General features: G+C 52.3%; 28 protein-coding genes and 1 pseudogene. 5 read left to right on the top strand and 24 right to left on the bottom strand.

Translation table 11 applies throughout. The features are described from left to right. Positions 1-3: 3 nt before the first annotated feature. The 4 genes and pseudogenes from tsaC to dprA form a co-directional block, all read right to left on the bottom strand. Entirely contained in the window at positions 4-576 is a 573-nt protein-coding gene (tsaC, locus tag CSK29544_RS06595; RefSeq protein ID WP_007899053.1) for an L-threonylcarbamoyladenylate synthase type 1 TsaC, read from the bottom strand. Beyond that, a complete protein-coding gene (locus tag CSK29544_RS06590; RefSeq protein ID WP_029039077.1) occupies positions 566-1,123 on the bottom strand; it encodes a DNA topoisomerase family protein in 558 nt (185 codons plus the stop codon). The genes tsaC and CSK29544_RS06590 overlap by 11 nt, the downstream gene beginning before the upstream one ends. 23 nt (positions 1,124-1,146) lie before the next feature. Next, a complete protein-coding gene (gene smg / locus CSK29544_RS06585) occupies positions 1,147-1,620 on the bottom strand; it encodes a DUF494 family protein Smg (protein WP_004388634.1) in 474 nt (157 codons plus the stop codon). Beyond that, positions 1,592-2,704 (bottom strand): annotated as a pseudogene (dprA, locus tag CSK29544_RS06580) (DNA-protecting protein DprA). Before dprA ends, smg begins: the two are co-directional and overlap by 29 nt. A gap of 129 nt (positions 2,705-2,833) precedes the next feature. Between dprA and def the strand changes: the two are divergent. The 5 genes from def to mscL all read left to right on the top strand — a co-directional run bounded on the left by def (position 2,834) and on the right by mscL (position 7,651). Beyond that, complete coding sequence (gene def, locus CSK29544_RS06575) at positions 2,834-3,349, top strand: peptide deformylase (RefSeq protein ID WP_004388632.1); 516 nt, start codon at positions 2,834-2,836, stop codon at positions 3,347-3,349. A gap of 18 nt (positions 3,350-3,367) precedes the next feature. After that, positions 3,368-4,315, top strand: a complete 948-nt coding sequence (fmt, locus tag CSK29544_RS06570) for a methionyl-tRNA formyltransferase (RefSeq protein ID WP_007899066.1) — start codon at positions 3,368-3,370, stop codon at positions 4,313-4,315. 68 nt (positions 4,316-4,383) lie between these two features. Beyond that, on the top strand, positions 4,384-5,673 hold the full coding sequence (gene rsmB / locus CSK29544_RS06565) for a 16S rRNA (cytosine(967)-C(5))-methyltransferase RsmB (protein ID WP_029039078.1): 1,290 nt from the start codon (positions 4,384-4,386) through the stop codon (positions 5,671-5,673). Positions 5,674-5,712: 39 nt separating this feature from the next. Continuing rightward, positions 5,713-7,089 (top strand): Trk system potassium transporter TrkA, encoded by a 1,377-nt coding sequence (gene trkA / locus CSK29544_RS06560; protein WP_004388629.1) that lies wholly within the window; start codon positions 5,713-5,715, stop codon positions 7,087-7,089. 154 nt (positions 7,090-7,243) lie between these two features. Beyond that, complete coding sequence (mscL, locus tag CSK29544_RS06555) at positions 7,244-7,651, top strand: large-conductance mechanosensitive channel protein MscL (protein WP_007778669.1); 408 nt, start codon at positions 7,244-7,246, stop codon at positions 7,649-7,651. Here mscL and CSK29544_RS22520 read toward each other — a convergent pair. The 20 genes from CSK29544_RS22520 to rplN form a co-directional block, all read right to left on the bottom strand. Then, complete coding sequence (locus CSK29544_RS22520) at positions 7,602-7,865, bottom strand: alternative ribosome-rescue factor A (RefSeq protein ID WP_038859530.1); 264 nt, start codon at positions 7,863-7,865, stop codon at positions 7,602-7,604. The genes mscL and CSK29544_RS22520 overlap by 50 nt on opposite strands. A 53-nt stretch (positions 7,866-7,918) precedes the next feature. Continuing rightward, a complete protein-coding gene (zntR, locus tag CSK29544_RS06550; RefSeq protein WP_007899075.1) occupies positions 7,919-8,344 on the bottom strand; it encodes a Zn(2+)-responsive transcriptional regulator in 426 nt (141 codons plus the stop codon). Next, positions 8,344-8,712: a DnaJ family domain-containing protein gene (locus CSK29544_RS06545; protein ID WP_007899077.1), complete on the bottom strand. Its 369-nt coding sequence runs from the start codon at positions 8,710-8,712 to the stop codon at positions 8,344-8,346. Before CSK29544_RS06545 ends, zntR begins: the two co-directional genes overlap by 1 nt. A 117-nt stretch (positions 8,713-8,829) precedes the next feature. Then, positions 8,830-9,216, bottom strand: coding sequence for a 50S ribosomal protein L17 (gene rplQ / locus CSK29544_RS06540; RefSeq protein WP_004388624.1), 387 nt, complete (start codon positions 9,214-9,216; stop codon positions 8,830-8,832). Positions 9,217-9,256: 40 nt separating this feature from the next. Further along, a complete protein-coding gene (locus tag CSK29544_RS06535) occupies positions 9,257-10,246 on the bottom strand; it encodes a DNA-directed RNA polymerase subunit alpha (protein WP_004388623.1) in 990 nt (329 codons plus the stop codon). Positions 10,247-10,271: 25 nt separating this feature from the next. Beyond that, positions 10,272-10,892: a 30S ribosomal protein S4 gene (gene rpsD / locus CSK29544_RS06530; protein WP_004388622.1), complete on the bottom strand. Its 621-nt coding sequence runs from the start codon at positions 10,890-10,892 to the stop codon at positions 10,272-10,274. 31 nt (positions 10,893-10,923) lie between these two features. After that, the gene (gene rpsK, locus CSK29544_RS06525) at positions 10,924-11,313 is read right to left on the bottom strand and encodes a 30S ribosomal protein S11 (protein ID WP_004388621.1); all 390 of its coding nucleotides are present in this window, start codon (positions 11,311-11,313) and stop codon (positions 10,924-10,926) included. A gap of 16 nt (positions 11,314-11,329) precedes the next feature. Further along, positions 11,330-11,686, bottom strand: coding sequence for a 30S ribosomal protein S13 (rpsM, locus tag CSK29544_RS06520; protein ID WP_004388620.1), 357 nt, complete (start codon positions 11,684-11,686; stop codon positions 11,330-11,332). Between the two features lie 146 nt (positions 11,687-11,832). Next, a complete protein-coding gene (rpmJ, locus tag CSK29544_RS22515) occupies positions 11,833-11,949 on the bottom strand; it encodes a 50S ribosomal protein L36 (RefSeq protein ID WP_000868187.1) in 117 nt (38 codons plus the stop codon). 30 nt (positions 11,950-11,979) lie between these two features. Continuing rightward, positions 11,980-13,311: a preprotein translocase subunit SecY gene (gene secY, locus CSK29544_RS06515; RefSeq protein WP_004388619.1), complete on the bottom strand. Its 1,332-nt coding sequence runs from the start codon at positions 13,309-13,311 to the stop codon at positions 11,980-11,982. Positions 13,312-13,318: 7 nt separating this feature from the next. After that, a complete protein-coding gene (gene rplO, locus CSK29544_RS06510; RefSeq protein ID WP_004388618.1) occupies positions 13,319-13,753 on the bottom strand; it encodes a 50S ribosomal protein L15 in 435 nt (144 codons plus the stop codon). A gap of 3 nt (positions 13,754-13,756) precedes the next feature. Continuing rightward, positions 13,757-13,936 carry a 50S ribosomal protein L30 gene (rpmD, locus tag CSK29544_RS06505; protein WP_001140434.1) on the bottom strand — a complete coding sequence of 60 codons (180 nt, stop codon included), beginning with the start codon at positions 13,934-13,936 and terminating at the stop codon, positions 13,757-13,759. A 6-nt stretch (positions 13,937-13,942) separates the two neighbouring features. Beyond that, the gene (rpsE, locus tag CSK29544_RS06500; protein ID WP_004388617.1) at positions 13,943-14,443 is read right to left on the bottom strand and encodes a 30S ribosomal protein S5; all 501 of its coding nucleotides are present in this window, start codon (positions 14,441-14,443) and stop codon (positions 13,943-13,945) included. Between the two features lie 14 nt (positions 14,444-14,457). Continuing rightward, positions 14,458-14,811 (bottom strand): 50S ribosomal protein L18, encoded by a 354-nt coding sequence (gene rplR, locus CSK29544_RS06495; protein ID WP_000358956.1) that lies wholly within the window; start codon positions 14,809-14,811, stop codon positions 14,458-14,460. Between the two features lie 9 nt (positions 14,812-14,820). Beyond that, positions 14,821-15,354, bottom strand: coding sequence for a 50S ribosomal protein L6 (rplF, locus tag CSK29544_RS06490; protein ID WP_004388616.1), 534 nt, complete (start codon positions 15,352-15,354; stop codon positions 14,821-14,823). A 12-nt stretch (positions 15,355-15,366) separates the two neighbouring features. Then, positions 15,367-15,759, bottom strand: a complete 393-nt coding sequence (gene rpsH / locus CSK29544_RS06485; protein ID WP_004388615.1) for a 30S ribosomal protein S8 — start codon at positions 15,757-15,759, stop codon at positions 15,367-15,369. A gap of 33 nt (positions 15,760-15,792) precedes the next feature. After that, on the bottom strand, positions 15,793-16,098 hold the full coding sequence (rpsN, locus tag CSK29544_RS06480; protein WP_004388614.1) for a 30S ribosomal protein S14: 306 nt from the start codon (positions 16,096-16,098) through the stop codon (positions 15,793-15,795). A 14-nt stretch (positions 16,099-16,112) separates the two neighbouring features. Continuing rightward, the gene (rplE, locus tag CSK29544_RS06475) at positions 16,113-16,652 is read right to left on the bottom strand and encodes a 50S ribosomal protein L5 (protein ID WP_004388613.1); all 540 of its coding nucleotides are present in this window, start codon (positions 16,650-16,652) and stop codon (positions 16,113-16,115) included. Between the two features lie 14 nt (positions 16,653-16,666). Next, positions 16,667-16,981: a 50S ribosomal protein L24 gene (rplX, locus tag CSK29544_RS06470; RefSeq protein WP_000729185.1), complete on the bottom strand. Its 315-nt coding sequence runs from the start codon at positions 16,979-16,981 to the stop codon at positions 16,667-16,669. Positions 16,982-16,991: 10 nt separating this feature from the next. Next, positions 16,992-17,363 carry a 50S ribosomal protein L14 gene (gene rplN, locus CSK29544_RS06465; RefSeq protein ID WP_004388611.1) on the bottom strand — a complete coding sequence of 124 codons (372 nt, stop codon included), beginning with the start codon at positions 17,361-17,363 and terminating at the stop codon, positions 16,992-16,994. Between the last annotated feature and the right edge of the window lie 128 nt (positions 17,364-17,491).

Raw genomic sequence — 17,491 nt, 5'->3', positions numbered from 1 at the left:
GCGTTACCCCTGTCGGAAAAGTTCACCCGTCAGCGCATCACGGATCTCGGAAGGATTCTGGCGACCACCTGTTGCGCCATGCAGCACAGGAAAATCATCACCGAACTGCGCCAGCACTTCCTGCGCCGTGCGGCATGGCTCAACCCCGGAGAGATTTGCACTCGTCGAGACCAGTGGTTTGCCAAAGGCCTCGCACAGTGCGATTACCAGCGGATGATTGGTCACACGCACCGCCAGTGAGTCAAAACGGCCTGTCAGCCAGCGTGGCGTCGACGGTTTCGCCGGGAAAACAAACGTCACTGGCCCTGGCCAGCGGGCGAACACCGCCTCACGCTGTTCGGGCGTCAGCGCGGCGTCATCTATATAAGGCTTAAGTTGATCAAAATTAGCCGCAATCAGGATGAGTCCTTTTTCCATCGGGCGTTGCTTTAATTCAAGCAGGCGTTTTACAGCGGTTTCGCTGTCGGGGTCACACCCGACGCCAAATACGGCTTCAGTTGGATAAGCGATGACTTGTTCTTTTTTAAGGACGTCGACGATAGACGATATCGCGTCCGCAGGCTGATTATTCTTCACTGTCTTTTTCCGCCGTTACCGGCTTTCCACATTGTTTACTGGCGCAAAAGCGTTTTATGCCCTGCGCGGTTTTCTTTTCGGTAAGGAGGGGATAATGGCATTCCGGGCACTCGCCCGCCACCGGTCTGGTATTAATCACAAACTGGCATTCCGGATAGCGATCGCAGGAATAGAAGGTTTTGCCAAAACGCGACCGACGCTGAACCAGATGACCGTCGCTACACTGCGGGCAGCCCAATGCGGTTTCGTCAGGTTTATCGATTTGCTCGGTATGTTCGCATTCAGGATAACGGCTGCAGCCGATAAACATCCCAAAACGCCCCTGCCGTAGCACCAGCGTCGCATCACATGCCGGGCATTGCTGACCTTCGAGCACTTTGACAATATGACCGTCCGCCTGGCTTTTCAGCGGGCGAACGTAATCACACTCAGGATAATGCGAACATCCCAGGAAAGGACCATGCTTCCCGGAACGGATAAGAAGTTCAGCCCCGCATTTTGGGCAGGGCTCGTGTTTGGGCACTGAAAAGAGTGCTGACCTTGCCATAATTCACCACTGCGCTGAAAATATCAGTGCAGCATACCGTCATTCACTTCAAAGAGCAGTTCTTCCATTTGTTGATAGGCGTTTTCACATCCGGGGATGTTAAACAGCACCATCAGGATGACCCACTTGAGATCTTCTAAATCAAACTCGGCAGTATCCAGCGCCATGACGCGTTCGATAACCATTTCACGAGTTTCGAGATTCAGCACCTGAATTTGTTCCAGAAACAGCAGGAACCCCCGACAGCTGGCGTCCAGCCGCTGGCACTCCTCTGCGGTATAAATACGCATCGAGAGTGGATCCGACGCCAGTTGCATCGGCGCGGAAAGACCATCCTGATAATCCGCCAGCTTTTCCAGCCATAACAGCGCATTAAAGATATCTTCCTGATCAAAACCCGCATCCGTCAGGTCCCGCGTCAGCTTATCCTGGTCAACGCGCATTTCAGCTTCGTTATGGATATAGGTTTCAAACAAATACATTAGTACGTCGAACATGGCCTGCCCTCCTCACTCGGACATAGCCGCCGGGTACAGCTGCGATCCATCCTGCTAACTCCAGTTCGAGTAGCTAGGCTACCGTCAATGGCACAGGTTGGCCGGCACGTTCAGCGACGACGTCAACAGGTGTAACCTCATCTCCTACGTTAGCCAACAGCTCGGGAAATGGCAATGCACCTTCCTCTTGATCCGGTGAATAATTCGCAGTCGTGAGCCAGGGCAGCTCATTTTGTAAATAATCGATAATGTCCTGAGGATGCGTAACGGCGACAGCGCCTTGCTGAATCAGCCAGTGCGGGCCTTCACAACCGGGATTACCAACAGGCCCAGGGAGCGCGAAAACCTCCCGGCCTTGTTCCAGTGCGCACCGGGCCGTGACCAGCGAGCCGCTGCGTAAGGCCGCCTCGACCACCAGCACGCCAACGCTCAAGCCACTAATAATGCGATTACGTCTCGGGAAATGCGCCGGACGCGGCTGCGCCTCAAAAGGAAACTCGGACACCAGCGCGCCGCCCCGTTCTACGATCTCCTCCGCCAGTTTACGGTGGCGCGCCGGATAAACCTGCGCAAGGCCGTTGCCCAGCACCGCGATGGTTTTCCCCTGCGCCTTCAGCGCGCTGCGATGCGCAACAGCGTCTATGCCTAGTGCAAGCCCGCTGGTTAAGACGAGGCCGCTTTCCACCAGCGCATAGCAGAGTTTGCTTCCCCACTGTTCGCCATACCACGAATGATGACGGCTCCCGACGACGGCCAGTTGCGGGCGGGACAGCGCCCTGGGATCGCCTGCCACCAGCAACGCACCAGGAAACCACTCGATCGCGCGCAGAGCAACGGGATATTCAGGCGATAGCGCGGTAAGCAGATGATGCTCCGGCATTTCAAGCCAGCGCAGAGCAGCCTCAAGCTTGGCCTGCGGGTAATAAAAAAAGAGTGCCCGTTGCTTACTATTAAGCCCCGCCAGCCGTAAGGCATCCGTGGGATCGCCGGGTATATTTTGCAGGCACTGGAAAGCCCGAACCATAACTTCGCCGCCGAGGCTATACACCGCCATCAGGCGTAACCAAATCTCCGTTGGTGACATCGCGCTATCCCCCGCCAGCCGCCGTTCTCTAATCCCTGTGATTCGTTGCTGATGCTGTCAATCAAAGGGGGATTTGTCTAGAATAGAAGGTAAGATCCTTTCAACTCTTGAATACAGCTCTGGAAATTTATGTCAGTTTTGCAGGTATTACATATTCCGGACGAGCGGCTTCGCATCGTCGCTGAACCGGTTAAAGAAGTTAATGCAGATATTCAGCGTATCGTTGATGATATGTTCGACACGATGTACGCCGAAGAAGGCATTGGGCTTGCCGCAACGCAGGTGGATATTCATCAGCGCATTATCGTGATTGATGTTTCTGAAAACCGTGATGAGCGCCTGGTGCTTATTAACCCTGAGCTGCTCGAACAGTCCGGCGAAACCGGCATTGAAGAAGGCTGCCTGTCTATCCCGGAGCAACGCGCTTTTGTACCGCGTGCCGAGAAAGTCAAAATCCGCGCGCTTGACCGCGACGGGAAGCCGTTTGAACTGGAAGCCGACGGCCTGCTGGCCATCTGCATTCAGCATGAAATGGATCATCTGGTCGGTAAATTGTTTATCGATTATCTGTCGCCGATGAAGCGTCAGCGTATTCGCCAGAAAGTTGAAAAACTGGATCGCATGAAGGCGAAAGCCGCAGGTTAAATAAAGACAGGGAATAACGTGTCTGAGTCACTTCGCATTATTTTCGCCGGTACGCCGGATTTCGCAGCGCGTCATCTCGACGCGCTGTTGTCCTCTTCGCACCAGGTGGTCGGCGTGTTCACTCAGCCAGACCGCCCGGCGGGCCGTGGCAAAAAGCTGATGCCCGGGCCGATAAAAGTGCTGGCACAGGAAAACAACATTCCGGTCTTTCAGCCGAAATCTCTGCGTCCTGCGGAGAACCAGGAGCTTGTGGCCTCGCTGAATGCCGATGTCATGGTGGTCGTTGCTTACGGTTTGATTCTTCCGGAAGCAGTGCTCGCCATGCCTCGCCTGGGTTGTATTAACGTACACGGCTCGTTGCTTCCACGCTGGCGCGGCGCGGCACCTATTCAGCGCTCACTATGGGCGGGCGATGCCGAAACCGGCGTGACTATCATGCAGATGGACACAGGACTTGATACCGGCGATATGCTGCGTAAGCTTTCCTGCCCAATTACCGATGAAGACACCAGCGCCTCGCTGTATGACAAGCTGGCACAGCTCGGCCCGCAGGGGCTGCTCGCCACGCTTGAGGATTTGGCAGCGGGCCGCGTGGTTCCTGAAAAGCAGCATGATGCACAGGCGACCTATGCAGACAAGCTCAGTAAAGAAGAGGCACGCCTCGACTGGACGCTTTCTGCAGCTCAGCTTGAACGCTGTATTCGTGCGTTTAACCCGTGGCCGGTCAGCTTTTTCATGATTGATGAGCAGCCTGTCAAAGTCTGGAAGGCGTCAGTTATCCATCAGCAGAGCCATGCAACGCCTGGCACCATCCTTGATGCCGGTAAACAGGGTATCCAGGTCGCGACGACGGACGGTATCCTCAATCTGGAATCACTCCAGCCTGCCGGTAAAAAACCGATGTCAGCACAGGATCTTTTAAACTCCCGCCGGGAGTGGTTTACGCCAGGCGCCATTCTCGCCTGAGTGTCGGCATTAACAGCCCGGTTTTCCGGGCCTTTTTATTTCAGACGCAGGTTAACCTGCCCATGGCTATGAAAAAATCCATTAATCTCCGCAGTCTGGCGGCGCAGGCTATCGAACAGGTAGTCGAAAAAGGCCAGTCCCTCAGTACCGTTCTGCCGCCGCTCCAGCATAAAGTCTCTGATAAAGACAAAGCGCTTTTGCAGGAACTCTGTTTCGGCGTGCTTCGCACGCTCTCGCAGCTCGAATGGCTTATCAATAGACTGATGTCACGCCCGATGACGGGTAAGCAACGCACCATTCATTATCTGATTATGGTGGGCTTGTATCAGCTTCTTTATACCCGTATCCCGCCGCATGCGGCGCTGGCTGAAACGGTAGAAGGCGCAGTCGCTATCAAGCGCATGCAGTTTAAAGGGCTGATTAATGGTGTGCTGCGTCAGTTCCAGCGCCAGCAAGATGAATTACTGGCTGAATTTTCCGGTCAGGATGCCCGCTGGTTACACCCGATGTGGTTGCTGAACAGACTGCAAATCGCCTGGCCGCAAGAGTGGCAAGCCGTTGCGGAAGCCAATAACGAACGGCCGCCGATGTGGCTGCGCGTCAACCGTCAACATCATTCCCGCGACGAATGGCTTAAGCTGCTGGAAGAAAACGGAATGACGGGGCATATCCACCCGCGTTACCCGGACGCCGTACGCCTTGATGCACCGGCGCCTGTGAGCGCGCTGCCTGGCTTTGAACAGGGCTGGGTTACGGTGCAGGACGCCTCGGCACAGGGCTGCGTCGAGCTGTTAGCGCCGCAAAACGGTGAGACGATTCTCGATCTGTGCGCTGCACCTGGCGGTAAAACCACGCATATTCTGGAAGCCGCGCCGCAGGCCAGCGTAATGGCCGTCGATGTGGACGCCCAGCGTATTTCCCGCGTCTATGAAAACCTCAAACGCCTGAAGATGAAAGCCGACGTTAAAGTGGGTGATGGTCGTTTCCCGTCAACCTGGTGCGGCGATACGCAATTCGACCGGATCCTTCTTGATGCGCCCTGCTCTGCCACCGGCGTAATTCGGCGTCACCCTGACATTAAATGGCTGCGTCGTGATTCTGATATCGGTGAACTGGCGCAATTACAGTCTGAAATTCTCGACGCTATCTGGCCGCATCTGAAACCAGGCGGTACATTGCTGTATGCCACCTGCTCCGTTTTACCGGAAGAAAATAGCGAACAGATCCGGGCATTTTTATCCCGGACGCCGGATGCGCAGCTGGACGGTACGGGATCGACACAAACGCCCGGCATTCAGAATCTACCAGGCGCAACCGAAGGCGACGGCTTCTTTTACGCTAAGCTAATTAAAAAGTAACCGGGCCCGCTGGCGGCCCCGCATGGGTGAAGCACAACAATGAAAATTATCATTTTGGGTGCCGGTCAGGTGGGCGGCACCCTGGCGGAAAACCTGGTGGGCGAGAATAACGACATTACCGTTGTCGATACCAACAGCGATCGCCTTCGCGTCCTTCAGGATAAGTTTGACCTGCGCGTTGTGCAGGGACACGGCTCCCATCCACGCGTTCTGCGTGAAGCCGGTGCCGATGACGCTGATATGCTGGTCGCGGTCACGAGCTCAGATGAAACTAATATGATTGCCTGTCAGGTGGCGTATTCGCTTTTCAATACGCCTAACCGCATCGCACGTATCCGCGCACCAGATTATGTTCGGGATGCCGAGCGCCTGTTCACCCCTGAAGCCGTGCCCATCGACCACCTCATCGCCCCGGAGCAGCTGGTCATTGATAATATTTACCGGCTGATTGAATATCCGGGCGCGCTGCAGGTAGTGAATTTCGCCGAAGGTAAAGTTAGCCTCGCGGTAGTGAAAGCTTATTATGGCGGGCCGCTGGTCGGCAATGCGCTGTCGACCATGCGCGAACATATGCCACATATCGACACCCGCGTAGCCGCTATTTTTCGCCACGACAGGCCAATCCGGCCGCAAGGATCGACCATTGTGGAAGCCGGCGATGAAGTCTTTTTTATCGCCGCATCTCAGCATATCCGCGCCGTTATGAGCGAACTTCAGCGCCTTGAAAAGCCGTATAAACGCATCATGCTGGTCGGCGGCGGTAACATCGGCGCAGGGCTCGCGCAGCGGCTGGAAAAAGACTACAGCGTTAAGCTTATCGAACGCGATCAGCAACGCGCCGCGGAACTTGCCGAGAAACTTCAGCATACGATCGTTTTTTATGGCGATGCGTCGGATCAGGAACTGCTCGCGGAAGAGCATATCGATCAGGTTGATCTTTTTATCGCCGTCACGAACGATGACGAAGCGAATATTATGTCCGCCATGCTCGCCAAACGTATGGGCGCTAAAAAAGTCATGGTGCTTATTCAGCGCCGCGCTTATGTGGATCTTGTTCAGGGAAGCGTGATCGACATTGCTATCTCGCCACAGCAAGCCACCATTTCCGCGCTGCTCGGCCATGTGCGCAAGGCCGATATCGTCAGCGTATCCTCACTTCGCCGCGGTGTGGCTGAAGCTATCGAAGCCGTGGCGCACGGCGACGAAACGACCTCAAGGGTTGTCGGGCGGGTCATTGATGATATTAAACTGCCGCCAGGCACTATCATTGGCGCCGTCGTGCGCGGTAATGATGTGATGATTGCCAATGACAATTTACGCATTGAGCAAGGCGATCACGTGATTATGTTCCTGACCGATAAAAAATTCGTTACGGATGTTGAGCGCCTGTTCCAGCCGAGTCCGTTCTTTTTATAATTATCTGGCGGCTGCGGCCGCCATTATTATTTCTGCACCCTATTATCCGCATTGTTTTCATGGCTAAAAAGTAATTGGCAAAGCGGTGCGAAAATGGAAAATCATATTTCCTTTGTTAGACTTAGGTAGGCTTTGAAATCCAGGGAGTAGAAGAATGAGCTTTTTTAAAGAATTTCGTGAATTCGCGATGCGCGGAAATGTGGTGGATTTGGCAGTGGGTGTCATTATCGGTGCGGCTTTCGGTAAGATTGTCTCATCACTTGTTGCCGATATCATTATGCCGCCGCTGGGCTTATTGATTGGGGGTATCGACTTTAAGCAATTCGCTTTGACGTTACGTCCTGCTGTTGGCGATACGCCAGCGGTCATCATGCATTATGGCGTGTTTATTCAGAACGTATTCGACTTTGTCATCGTTGCCTTTGCTATTTTCCTGGCCATTAAGGTGATTAATAAATTACACCAGAAAAAACCGAAGGAAGCGCCGGGCCCCAGCAAAGAAGAAGTATTACTCACCGAAATCCGTGATTTGCTGAAACAACAGAACGAACATCGTCCTTAACCGTTCCTGAAAGCAGAAGGCCAGTGGTAAAAAAGCGATTTGCTTGTTTGCCACTGGCCTCCCAGTTACCTTTCTTGCCGTGTTTCGCTTTACGCTGATAGCTGCCTTTGCCTTTTTGATTCTTTTCAACGCGCTGGCGAAACAGTGGATCATGCAGCAGGGCCTCAATCGCGTTATCCTGAATTAGCCCTTTCGTATGTTTGTACCGGTTCATTTATTGCTCCTGTGGTAAATTCGCGGCAAGTGTAGGCTTGCTCAGAAAAAAGATCAATGTTGGCCGTTCTCTCCATTGGCGCCTTGCTCGAGTGTCTCCAGGATCGAGCAATAAACACTGCTGTGTGCCGTTCCGCAGCACGCATCATTTAGCTTTTGCAGCGAAAGGCGCATGTTTTGTAATTCCTGTATCCGGCTGTCCACTTCATGCAGGCGCGCCTGGACAATGCTTTTGGACTCCTGACAGGTGTGATGCTCAGGATCAATTCGGATCGATAACAGCTCACGTATCGCCTCAAGCGTAAAGCCGAGCTGCCGCGCGTGTCTGATAAAGCGCAGGCGCCGCAAATCGTTTTCTGTATAGAGCCGGAAACCACCTTCGGTGCGGACTTCATGCTCCATCATCTTTTGTTTTTCATAATAACGCACGGTGTCAGGCGTGACGTCAGCCAGACGAGCAAGCTCTCCGATACGGTACATTATTGCTCCTCCATTTTACTGGCGACGGCGCGGGCATAACTGCCATGTAAAAAGTCGGTGCTAAGCCCGGCTTGTTTTAACTTCAGCTCAAGTACCGTCAGTCTTTTACAAACGTGGTGGTAATCCGGGTGATGCTCGTTAATCTCCGCCAGCAGATCGTTAAGCATAAGCGCTTCTTTGCGCGCCTCAAGTTCGGGAGGAAGAAAGCCTGCATTTTTCAGCAGTCGGTAACCCACGCGTAGTTCCGGGGAAAGATGTGAATCGTCATCCAGCACTAACGGCTCGCCAGTGCCGGGTAGATTGTCGAATTCGCCTTTTTGTTGGGCTTCAAGAATATGGCGCTCAGCCCACTGGTCCATTAACCACATAGCGGCCTCCTGACAGGGAATGAGAAAGAAGAACGAAAATGAAGCATAGGCGATTGGCGCAAAGAACAACAGATATAAAAAAACCCGCCGAGGCGGGTTTTTTCACTTCACTGCAAATTACTCTGCAGCTGCTTCTGCTTGCGGCTCGGCGCGATCAACCAGCTCGATGTATGCCATCGGAGCGTTGTCACCAGCACGGAAGCCACACTTCAGAATGCGAGTGTAACCACCGGCACGGCTCGCGAAACGCGGGCCCAGCTCGTTAAACAGTTTTGCCACGATCTCGTTATCACGAGTGCGGGCGAATGCCAGACGACGATTAGCAACGCTATCAGTCTTGGCAAGAGTAATCAGCGGCTCAACTACGCGACGCAGCTCTTTCGCTTTCGGCAGGGTCGTCTTGATGATTTCATGACGAACCAGAGAACCTGCCATGTTGCGGAACATAGCCTGGCGATGGCTGCTGTTGCGGTTCAGTTGACGACCACTCTTACGATGGCGCATGACCTTATCCTTCTCAGTAAAACCTTAACCTGTGATCCGGTTACTCGTCAGCAATGCTTGCCGGTGGCCAGTTTTCCAGGCGCATGCCCAGAGACAGACCACGGGAGGCCAGCACGTCTTTAATCTCAGTAAGAGATTTTTTACCAAGGTTAGGCGTTTTGAGCAGCTCAACCTCGGTACGCTGTACCAGATCACCGATATAGTGGATAGCTTCTGCCTTAAGGCAGTTAGCAGAGCGGACAGTCAATTCCAGATCGTCAACAGGGCGCAGCAGGATCGGATCGAATTCTGGTTTCTCTTCTTTAACTTCCGGCTGACGTACATCACGTAAGTCAACGAAAGCTTCAAGTTGTTCAGCCAGAATGGTCGCCGCACGACGAATCGCCTCTTCAGGATCGATTGTGCCGTTGGTTTCCATTTCGATGACCAGCTTGTCCAGGTCGGTACGCTGTTCTACACGCGCTGCTTCAACATTGTAGGCGATACGTTCTACAGGGCTGTAGCAAGCGTCGACCAGCAGACGGCCGATTGGGCGCTCATCTTCTTCCGAATGAATTCGGGCAGACGCCGGCACATAACCACGACCGCGCTGAACTTTGATACGCATGCTGATAGATGCGTTTTCATCGGTCAGGTGGCAGATCACGTGCTGCGGCTTGACGATTTCGACATCACCGTCGTGGGTGATGTCGGCTGCGGTTACAGGGCCAATGCCAGATTTATTCAGAGTAAGTACGACTTCATCTTTACCCTGAACTCTCACCGCCAGCCCTTTCAGGTTGAGCAGGATTTCCAGGATATCTTCCTGAACGCCTTCTTTGGTGCTGTACTCGTGCAGTACACCATCAATCTCAACCTCGGTCACCGCGCAACCCGGCATCGATGAAAGCAGAATACGGCGCAGTGCGTTACCCAGAGTATGGCCAAAGCCACGCTCTAAAGGCTCAAGGGTCACCTTGGCGTGCGTCGAACTCACTTGCTCGATATCTACCAGGCGCGGTTTTAGAAACTCTGTCACAGAACCCTGCATTGTGTCCTCTCTTTGGTACTAAGCTTTACTTGGAGTAAAGCTCGACGATCAGGTGTTCGTTAATGTCCGCAGACAGATCGGTGCGCTCAGGCTTACGCTTGAAGGTACCTTCCATCTTGCCAGCATCAACTTCCAGCCAGGTTGGCTTTTCACGCTGCTCAGCCAGCTCCAGAGCGGCTTTCACGCGAGACTGCTTTTTCGCTTTCTCACGAACGCTGACTACGTCGTTCGGACTAACCTGGTAAGAAGCGATGTTAACAACACGACCGTTTACCATGATGGCTTTGTGGCTAACCAGCTGACGTGCTTCTGCACGAGTGGCGCCGAAGCCCATACGGTATACAACGTTGTCCAGACGACCTTCCAGCAGAGCCAACAGGTTTTCACCGGTGTTGCCTTTCAGACGCGCGGCTTCTTTATAGTAGTTACGGAACTGACGCTCCAGCACACCGTAGATACGGCGAACTTTTTGCTTTTCACGCAACTGCACACCATAGTCAGACAGACGCGGTTTACGCGCACCGTGCTGGCCAGGAGCTTGTTCAATTTTACACTTGGTATCGATCGCGCGAACGCCAGACTTAAGGAACAGGTCTGTGCCCTCGCGACGGCTCAGCTTGAGCTTAGGACCCAAATATCTTGCCATTTTCTTTCTCCAACATTCCTAAAAACGGGCGTTATACGCGACGTTTTTTCGGCGGACGACAACCGTTGTGAGGGATCGGAGTCACATCAGTAATATTAGTGATGCGGAAACCAGCGGCGTTCAGAGCACGAATAGTAGATTCGCGGCCCGGACCCGGTCCCTTAACCATAACTTCCAGGTTCTTGATACCGTATTCTTTCACGGCTTCTGCGCAACGCTCTGCTGCAACCTGAGCTGCGAACGGAGTGGATTTGCGAGAACCACGGAAACCGGAACCACCGGCAGTTGCCCAACCCAGAGCGTTACCTTGACGATCAGTAATAGTAACGATGGTGTTGTTGAAAGAAGCATGGATATGAGCCACGCCGTCAGAGACTTGTTTTCTTACACGTTTACGTGCACGAACTGGTGCCTTTGCCATTATTCAATCACCCCGATTATTTCTTGATCGGTTTGCGCGGACCCTTACGGGTACGTGCGTTGGTCTTGGTACGCTGACCGCGAACCGGGAGACCACGACGATGACGCAAACCGCGATAGCAACCAAGATCCATCAGGCGCTTGATGCTCATACTCACTTCACGGCGCAGATCACCTTCAACGACAAATTTGGCAACTTCGTCACGCAGCGTGTCGATTTGTTCTTCAGACAGCTCACTGATCTTAACATCCTCAGCGAAACCCACTGCAGCCAGGATAGCTTTAGAACGGGTTTTGCCGATACCGTAGATCGAAGTTAATGCGATTACGGCATGCTTATGATCAGGAATGTTAATGCCTGCTATACGGGCCACTATGCACTCCTACTATATTGATTATGCGTCCCATGCTGAAAAGCCCGTTTTCAGGATACTCAAATGGAAACGCACAGACATACAAAAGATTGGCTGGCTAATCTAGCCAGCTCAACCCAACTTTGCAAGAAAAATATGCGAGATAATCAGCCTTGACGCTGTTTATGCTTCGGCTCGGCACTGCAAATCACACGGATGACGCCATCACGCTTAACGATTTTGCAGTTACGGCATAGTTTCTTGACGGAAGCACGAACTTTCATTTTTACTCTCCGTAACTTCTCAAGCGACCATTAACGGCCATAGCCTTTGAGGTTCGCTTTCTTCAATGCAGACTCATACTGACTAGACATCATCAGAGTTTGCACTTGAGCCATAAAGTCCATGATGACAACAACAACGATAAGTAAGGACGTCCCACCGAAATAGAACGGAACTTTCATTGCATCACGCATGAACTCCGGGATCAGGCAAATGAAAGTAATATACAGCGCGCCAACCAGAGTCAGGCGTGTCATTACTTTATCGATATACTTCGCCGTTTGTTCTCCCGGACGAATTCCTGGTACAAATGCACCGGACTTCTTCAGGTTATCTGCTGTCTCACGCGGGTTGAAAACCAACGCCGTGTAGAAGAAACAGAAGAAGATGATTGCAGACGCATAGAGTAACACATAAAGCGGTTGCCCAGGCTGCAAATACAGCGAAATTGTTGTCAGCCAGTTCCAACCAGTACCGCCCCCGAACCATGACGCGATGGTCGCCGGGAACAGAATAATACTGGAAGCGAAAATCGCCGGAATAACCCCAGCCATGTTCACTTTCAGCGGTAAATGTGTGCTCTGTGCAGCATAGACACGACGACCTTGCTGACGTTTCGCATAGTTAACGACGATACGGCGCTGACCACGCTCAACAAACACAACAAAGAAAGTCACTGCGAATACTAATACTGCAACCAACAGCAACAGGAGGAAGTGCAGGTCGCCTTGCCGCGCTTGCTCGATGGTATGGCCAATGGCCGGCGGAAGTCCCGCAACGATACCAGCGAAGATTATGATTGAGATACCGTTACCGATACCGCGTTCAGTAATCTGTTCGCCCAGCCACATCAGGAACATTGTCCCGGTAACCAGACTCACAACAGCGGTGAAATAGAATGCAAAGCCCGGATTAATTACCAGGCCTTGCATACCAGGCATATTCGGCAGACCGGTAGCGATACCGATCGACTGAAATATTGCCAGCACCAGAGTACCGTAGCGGGTGTACTGGCTGATCTTACGACGACCAGACTCCCCTTCTTTCTTCATTTCTGCCAGCGTCGGGTGAACGACGGTCAACAGCTGGATAATAATAGAGGCCGAAATATACGGCATAATACCCAGAGCGAAAATAGAAGCACGGCTAAGAGCACCACCAGAGAACATGTTGAACATTTCAATGATGGTGCCACGCTGTTGCTCAAGCAGTTTGGCAAGTACAGCGGCATCAATACCAGGGATTGGAATAAAAGAGCCAATTCGGAACACAATCAGCGCACCGATAACAAACAGCAGTCTGCGTTTCAGCTCGCCAAGGCCACCTTTGGCACTTTGAAAATCTAATCCCGGTTGTTTAGCCATCTGCTACTTATTCCTCGATTTTACCGCCAGCAGCTTCGATAGCAGCACGAGCGCCTTTAGTCACACGCAGGCCACGAACAGTTACCGGACGAGTAACTTCACCAGCCAGAATCACTTTCGCGAATTCGATCTGGATGCCGATAATGTTTGCCGCTTTCAGCGTGTTCAGGTCTACTACGTCGCCTTCTACTTTAGCCAGATCAGACAGACGAACTTCTGCAGTGATCATTGCTTTACGAGAAGTGAAACCGAATTTCGGCAGACGACGGTACAGAGGCATCTGACCACCCTCGAAACCGCGACGTACGCCACCGCCAGAACGAGATTTCTGACCTTTGTGACCACGACCACCGGTTTTACCGAGGCCAGAACCGATACCACGACCCAGGCGTTTACCCGCCTTTTTGGAGCCTTCGGCCGGAGACAGAGTATTTAAACGCATCTCTTACTCCTCAACTTTAACCATGAAGGAAACCGCGTTGACCATACCGCGAACAGCAGGAGTATCCTCGCGCTCAACGGTGTGACCAATACGACGCAGACCCAGGCCAAGCAGCGTTGCCTTGTGTTTCGGCAGACGACCGATTGCACTGCGGGTTTGAGTGATTTTAATAGTCTTTGCCATGGTCAATTACCCCAGAATTTCTTCAACGGATTTACCACGCTTGGCAGCGACCATTTCCGGGGACTTCATGTTGGCCAGGCCATCAATAGTCGCACGAACCACGTTGATCGGGTTAGTGGAACCATAGGCTTTAGCCAGAACGTTATGAACCCCAGCGACTTCCAGAACGGCGCGCATTGCACCACCGGCGATGATACCGGTACCTTCGGAAGCCGGCTGCATGAATACACGAGAACCCGTGTGAGCACCTTTAACCGGGTGCTGCAGGGTGCCGTGGTTCAGCGCGACGTTAATCATATTGCGACGAGCTTTTTCCATCGCTTTCTGGATCGCTGCCGGAACTTCGCGTGCTTTACCGTAACCAAAACCAACGCGGCCGTTGCCATCACCGACTACAGTCAGAGCGGTGAAGCTAAAGATACGACCACCTTTTACGGTTTTAGATACGCGGTTTACCGCGATCAGCTTTTCCTGCAGTTCGCCAGCTTGTTTTTCGATGTGAGCCATCTTACACCTCTACCTTAGAACTGAAGGCCAGCTTCACGGGCAGCATCTGCCAGTGCCTGGACACGACCATGATATTGGAAACCAGAGCGGTCAAAAGAAACATCTTTGATGCCTTTTTCCAGCGCGCGCTCAGCAACAGCTTTACCAACTGCAGCAGCGGCGTCTTTGTTTCCAGTGTACTTCAGTTGCTCAGCGATAGCTTTTTCTACAGTAGAAGCGGCTACCAGAACTTCAGAACCGTTCGGGGCGATTACCTGTGCGTAAATATGACGCGGGGTACGATGTACCACCAGGCGGGTCGCACCAAGCTCTTTGAGCTTGCGACGTGCGCGGGTCGCACGACGGATACGAGCAGATTTCTTATCCATAGTGTTACCTTACTTCTTCTTAGCCTCTTTGGTACGCACGACTTCGTCGGCGTAACGAACACCCTTGCCTTTATAAGGCTCAGGACGACGGTAGGCGCGCAGGTCAGCAGCAACCTGGCCGATCAGCTGTTTATCAGCGCCTTTCAGCACGATTTCAGTCTGAGACGGACATTCTGCAGTGATACCCGCAGGCAGCTGATGATCAACAGGATGAGAGAAACCCAGAGACAGGTTTACTACGTTCCCTTTGATCGCTGCACGATAACCTACACCAACCAGCTGCAGCTTCTTAGTGAAGCCTTCGGTAACACCGATAACCATTGAATTCAGCAGGGCACGCGCGGTACCAGCCTGAGCCCAACCGTCTGCGTAACCATCACGCGGACCGAAAGTCAGAGCATTATCTGCATGTTTAACTTCAACAGCATCGTTGAGAGTACGAGTCAGCTCGCCGTTTTTACCTTTGATCGTGATAACCTGACCGTTGAGTTTTACATCAACGCCGGCAGGAATAACGACCGGTGCTTTAGCAACACGAGACATTTTTTCCTCCGATTAGGCTACGTAGCAGATAATTTCGCCACCAAGACCAGCCTGGCGCGCTGCACGATCAGTCATAACACCTTTAGAGGTAGAAATAACCGCGATACCCAGGCCGGCCATAACTTTCGGCAGCTCATCTTTTTTCTTATAGATGCGCAGACCTGGGCGGCTGACACGCTGAATGCTTTCTACAACAGCTTTACCCTGGAAATACTTAAGAGTCAGTTCCAGTTCCGGCTTGGTGTCGCCTTCAACTTTAAAATCTTCAATAAAACCTTCTTCCTTCAGCACGTTGGCGATTGCCACTTTCAGCTTGGAGGAAGGCATGGTGACCGCAGCTTTGTTCGCGGCCTGACCGTTACGGATACGGGTCAGCATATCCGCGATCGGATCTTGCATGCTCATCTGTCTTTACTCCCGTGATTCAATTGGTGACAATTACCAGCTAGCCTTTTTCAGACCCGGGATTTCACCGCGCATAGCGGCTTCACGGACCTTGATACGGCTCAACCCGAACTTCCGCAGGAAAGCGTGCGGACGACCAGTTTGACGGCAGCGGTTACGCTGACGAGACGGGCTGGAATCACGCGGCAGAGTCTGCAGCTTCAGAACAGCGTTCCAACGATCTTCGTCGGAAGCGTTCACATCAGAAATGATCGCTTTCAGTTCAGCGCGTTTAGCGAAGTATTTTTCAGCTAAAGCTACGCGCTTTACTTCGCGTGCTTTCATTGATTGCTTAGCCATGAAGTAACCCTACCTTACTTGCGGAACGGGAAGTCAAAGGCAGCCAGCAGAGCACGGCCTTCTTCATCAGATTTCGCAGTAGTGGTAATGGTAATATCCAAACCACGAACGCGATCGACTTTGTCATAGTCGATTTCCGGGAAGATGATCTGCTCACGGACACCCATGCTGTAATTGCCACGACCGTCGAAAGACTTAGCGGACAGGCCGCGGAAGTCACGAATACGCGGTACAGCAATAGTGATCAGGCGCTCAAAGAACTCCCACATGCGTTCGCCACGCAGAGTTACTTTACAGCCGATCGGATAGCCCTGACGGATTTTGAAGCCTGCAACAGATTTGCGTGCTTTGGTGATCAGCGGTTTTTGACCGGAGATTGCTGCCAGGTCAGCTGCTGCGTTATCCAGCAGTTTCTTGTCAGCGATCGCTTCACCAACACCCATGTTCAGGGTGATCTTCTCGACCCGAGGGACTTGCATGACAGAATTGTAGTTGAACTGAGTCATCAGTTTTTTAACTACTTCGTCTTTGTAGTAATCATGCAGTTTCGCCATCGTACTACTCCAAATTACTTGATAGTTTCGCTGTTAGACTTGAAGAAACGGACTTTTTTGCCGTCTTCGAATCTAAAGCCTACACGGTCAGCCTTGCCGGTTGCCGCATTGAAGATTGCAACGTTAGAAACCTGAATAGCAGCTTCTTTTTCAACGATGCCACCCGGTTGGTTCAGGGCCGGAACCGGCTTCTGATGTTTCTTAACCAGGTTGATACCTTCAACAATGACCTTGCCGGAAGACAGGACATTTTTTACTTTACCGCGCTTACCTTTATCTTTACCGGTTAACACGATAACTTCGTCATCACGACGGATTTTCGCTGCCATGATTCGCTCCTTAGAGTACTTCTGGTGCCAGAGAGATGATTTTCATAAACTTCTCAGAACGAAGTTCACGAGTTACCGGCCCAAAAATACGCGTACCGATAGGCTGCTCGCTGTTGTTGTTCAGAAGAACACAAGCATTGCCATCGAAGCGAACGACAGAACCGTCAGGGCGACGAACACCCTTCTTGGTGCGCACCACTACCGCCTTCAGCACATCACCTTTTTTAACTTTACCGCGCGGAATTGCTTCCTTGATGGTAATTTTGATGATATCGCCGACGCCTGCGTAGCGACGGTGCGAGCCACCCAGAACCTTGATACACATTACGCGACGCGCGCCGGAGTTGTCGGCGACGTTCAGCATAGTCTGTTCTTGGATCATTTCAGTGCTCCGCTAATGTCAACTACTACTTCGGGACCTAACTTCAGGTCGTTAAAAAATCCCCATAATCGAGGGCGCGGCATTATAACACCGCTCACAGGATATGGGTAGAAAAAATAAACGGCTCA

It is taken from the genome of Cronobacter sakazakii (genome assembly GCF_000982825.1).
GTDB lineage: Bacteria > Pseudomonadota > Gammaproteobacteria > Enterobacterales > Enterobacteriaceae > Cronobacter > Cronobacter sakazakii.
This window is presented reverse-complemented; position numbering and strand designations above follow the sequence as displayed.

What these genes read in the sequence shown, in the direction of transcription:
- CSK29544_RS06590 (WP_029039077.1), bottom strand. Translation starts at nt 1,123, where the DNA reads ATGGCAAGGTCAGCACTCTTTTCAGTGCCCAAACACGAGCCCTGCCCA.
- smg (WP_004388634.1), bottom strand. Translation starts at nt 1,620, where the DNA reads ATGTTCGACGTACTAATGTATTTGTTTGAAACCTATATCCATAACGAA.
- def (WP_004388632.1), top strand. Translation starts at nt 2,834, where the DNA reads ATGTCAGTTTTGCAGGTATTACATATTCCGGACGAGCGGCTTCGCATC.
- rsmB (WP_029039078.1), top strand. Translation starts at nt 4,384, where the DNA reads ATGAAAAAATCCATTAATCTCCGCAGTCTGGCGGCGCAGGCTATCGAA.
- trkA (WP_004388629.1), top strand. Translation starts at nt 5,713, where the DNA reads ATGAAAATTATCATTTTGGGTGCCGGTCAGGTGGGCGGCACCCTGGCG.
- mscL (WP_007778669.1), top strand. Translation starts at nt 7,244, where the DNA reads ATGAGCTTTTTTAAAGAATTTCGTGAATTCGCGATGCGCGGAAATGTG.
- CSK29544_RS22520 (WP_038859530.1), bottom strand. Translation starts at nt 7,865, where the DNA reads ATGAACCGGTACAAACATACGAAAGGGCTAATTCAGGATAACGCGATT.
- zntR (WP_007899075.1), bottom strand. Translation starts at nt 8,344, where the DNA reads ATGTACCGTATCGGAGAGCTTGCTCGTCTGGCTGACGTCACGCCTGAC.
- CSK29544_RS06545 (WP_007899077.1), bottom strand. Translation starts at nt 8,712, where the DNA reads ATGTGGTTAATGGACCAGTGGGCTGAGCGCCATATTCTTGAAGCCCAA.
- rplQ (WP_004388624.1), bottom strand. Translation starts at nt 9,216, where the DNA reads ATGCGCCATCGTAAGAGTGGTCGTCAACTGAACCGCAACAGCAGCCAT.
- CSK29544_RS06535 (WP_004388623.1), bottom strand. Translation starts at nt 10,246, where the DNA reads ATGCAGGGTTCTGTGACAGAGTTTCTAAAACCGCGCCTGGTAGATATC.
- rpsD (WP_004388622.1), bottom strand. Translation starts at nt 10,892, where the DNA reads ATGGCAAGATATTTGGGTCCTAAGCTCAAGCTGAGCCGTCGCGAGGGC.
- rpsK (WP_004388621.1), bottom strand. Translation starts at nt 11,313, where the DNA reads ATGGCAAAGGCACCAGTTCGTGCACGTAAACGTGTAAGAAAACAAGTC.
- rpmJ (WP_000868187.1), bottom strand. Translation starts at nt 11,949, where the DNA reads ATGAAAGTTCGTGCTTCCGTCAAGAAACTATGCCGTAACTGCAAAATC.
- secY (WP_004388619.1), bottom strand. Translation starts at nt 13,311, where the DNA reads ATGGCTAAACAACCGGGATTAGATTTTCAAAGTGCCAAAGGTGGCCTT.
- rplO (WP_004388618.1), bottom strand. Translation starts at nt 13,753, where the DNA reads ATGCGTTTAAATACTCTGTCTCCGGCCGAAGGCTCCAAAAAGGCGGGT.
- rpmD (WP_001140434.1), bottom strand. Translation starts at nt 13,936, where the DNA reads ATGGCAAAGACTATTAAAATCACTCAAACCCGCAGTGCAATCGGTCGT.
- rpsE (WP_004388617.1), bottom strand. Translation starts at nt 14,443, where the DNA reads ATGGCTCACATCGAAAAACAAGCTGGCGAACTGCAGGAAAAGCTGATC.
- rplR (WP_000358956.1), bottom strand. Translation starts at nt 14,811, where the DNA reads ATGGATAAGAAATCTGCTCGTATCCGTCGTGCGACCCGCGCACGTCGC.
- rplF (WP_004388616.1), bottom strand. Translation starts at nt 15,354, where the DNA reads ATGTCTCGTGTTGCTAAAGCACCGGTCGTTATTCCTGCCGGCGTTGAT.
- rpsH (WP_004388615.1), bottom strand. Translation starts at nt 15,759, where the DNA reads ATGAGCATGCAAGATCCGATCGCGGATATGCTGACCCGTATCCGTAAC.
- rpsN (WP_004388614.1), bottom strand. Translation starts at nt 16,098, where the DNA reads ATGGCTAAGCAATCAATGAAAGCACGCGAAGTAAAGCGCGTAGCTTTA.
- rplE (WP_004388613.1), bottom strand. Translation starts at nt 16,652, where the DNA reads ATGGCGAAACTGCATGATTACTACAAAGACGAAGTAGTTAAAAAACTG.
- rplX (WP_000729185.1), bottom strand. Translation starts at nt 16,981, where the DNA reads ATGGCAGCGAAAATCCGTCGTGATGACGAAGTTATCGTGTTAACCGGT.
- rplN (WP_004388611.1), bottom strand. Translation starts at nt 17,363, where the DNA reads ATGATCCAAGAACAGACTATGCTGAACGTCGCCGACAACTCCGGCGCG.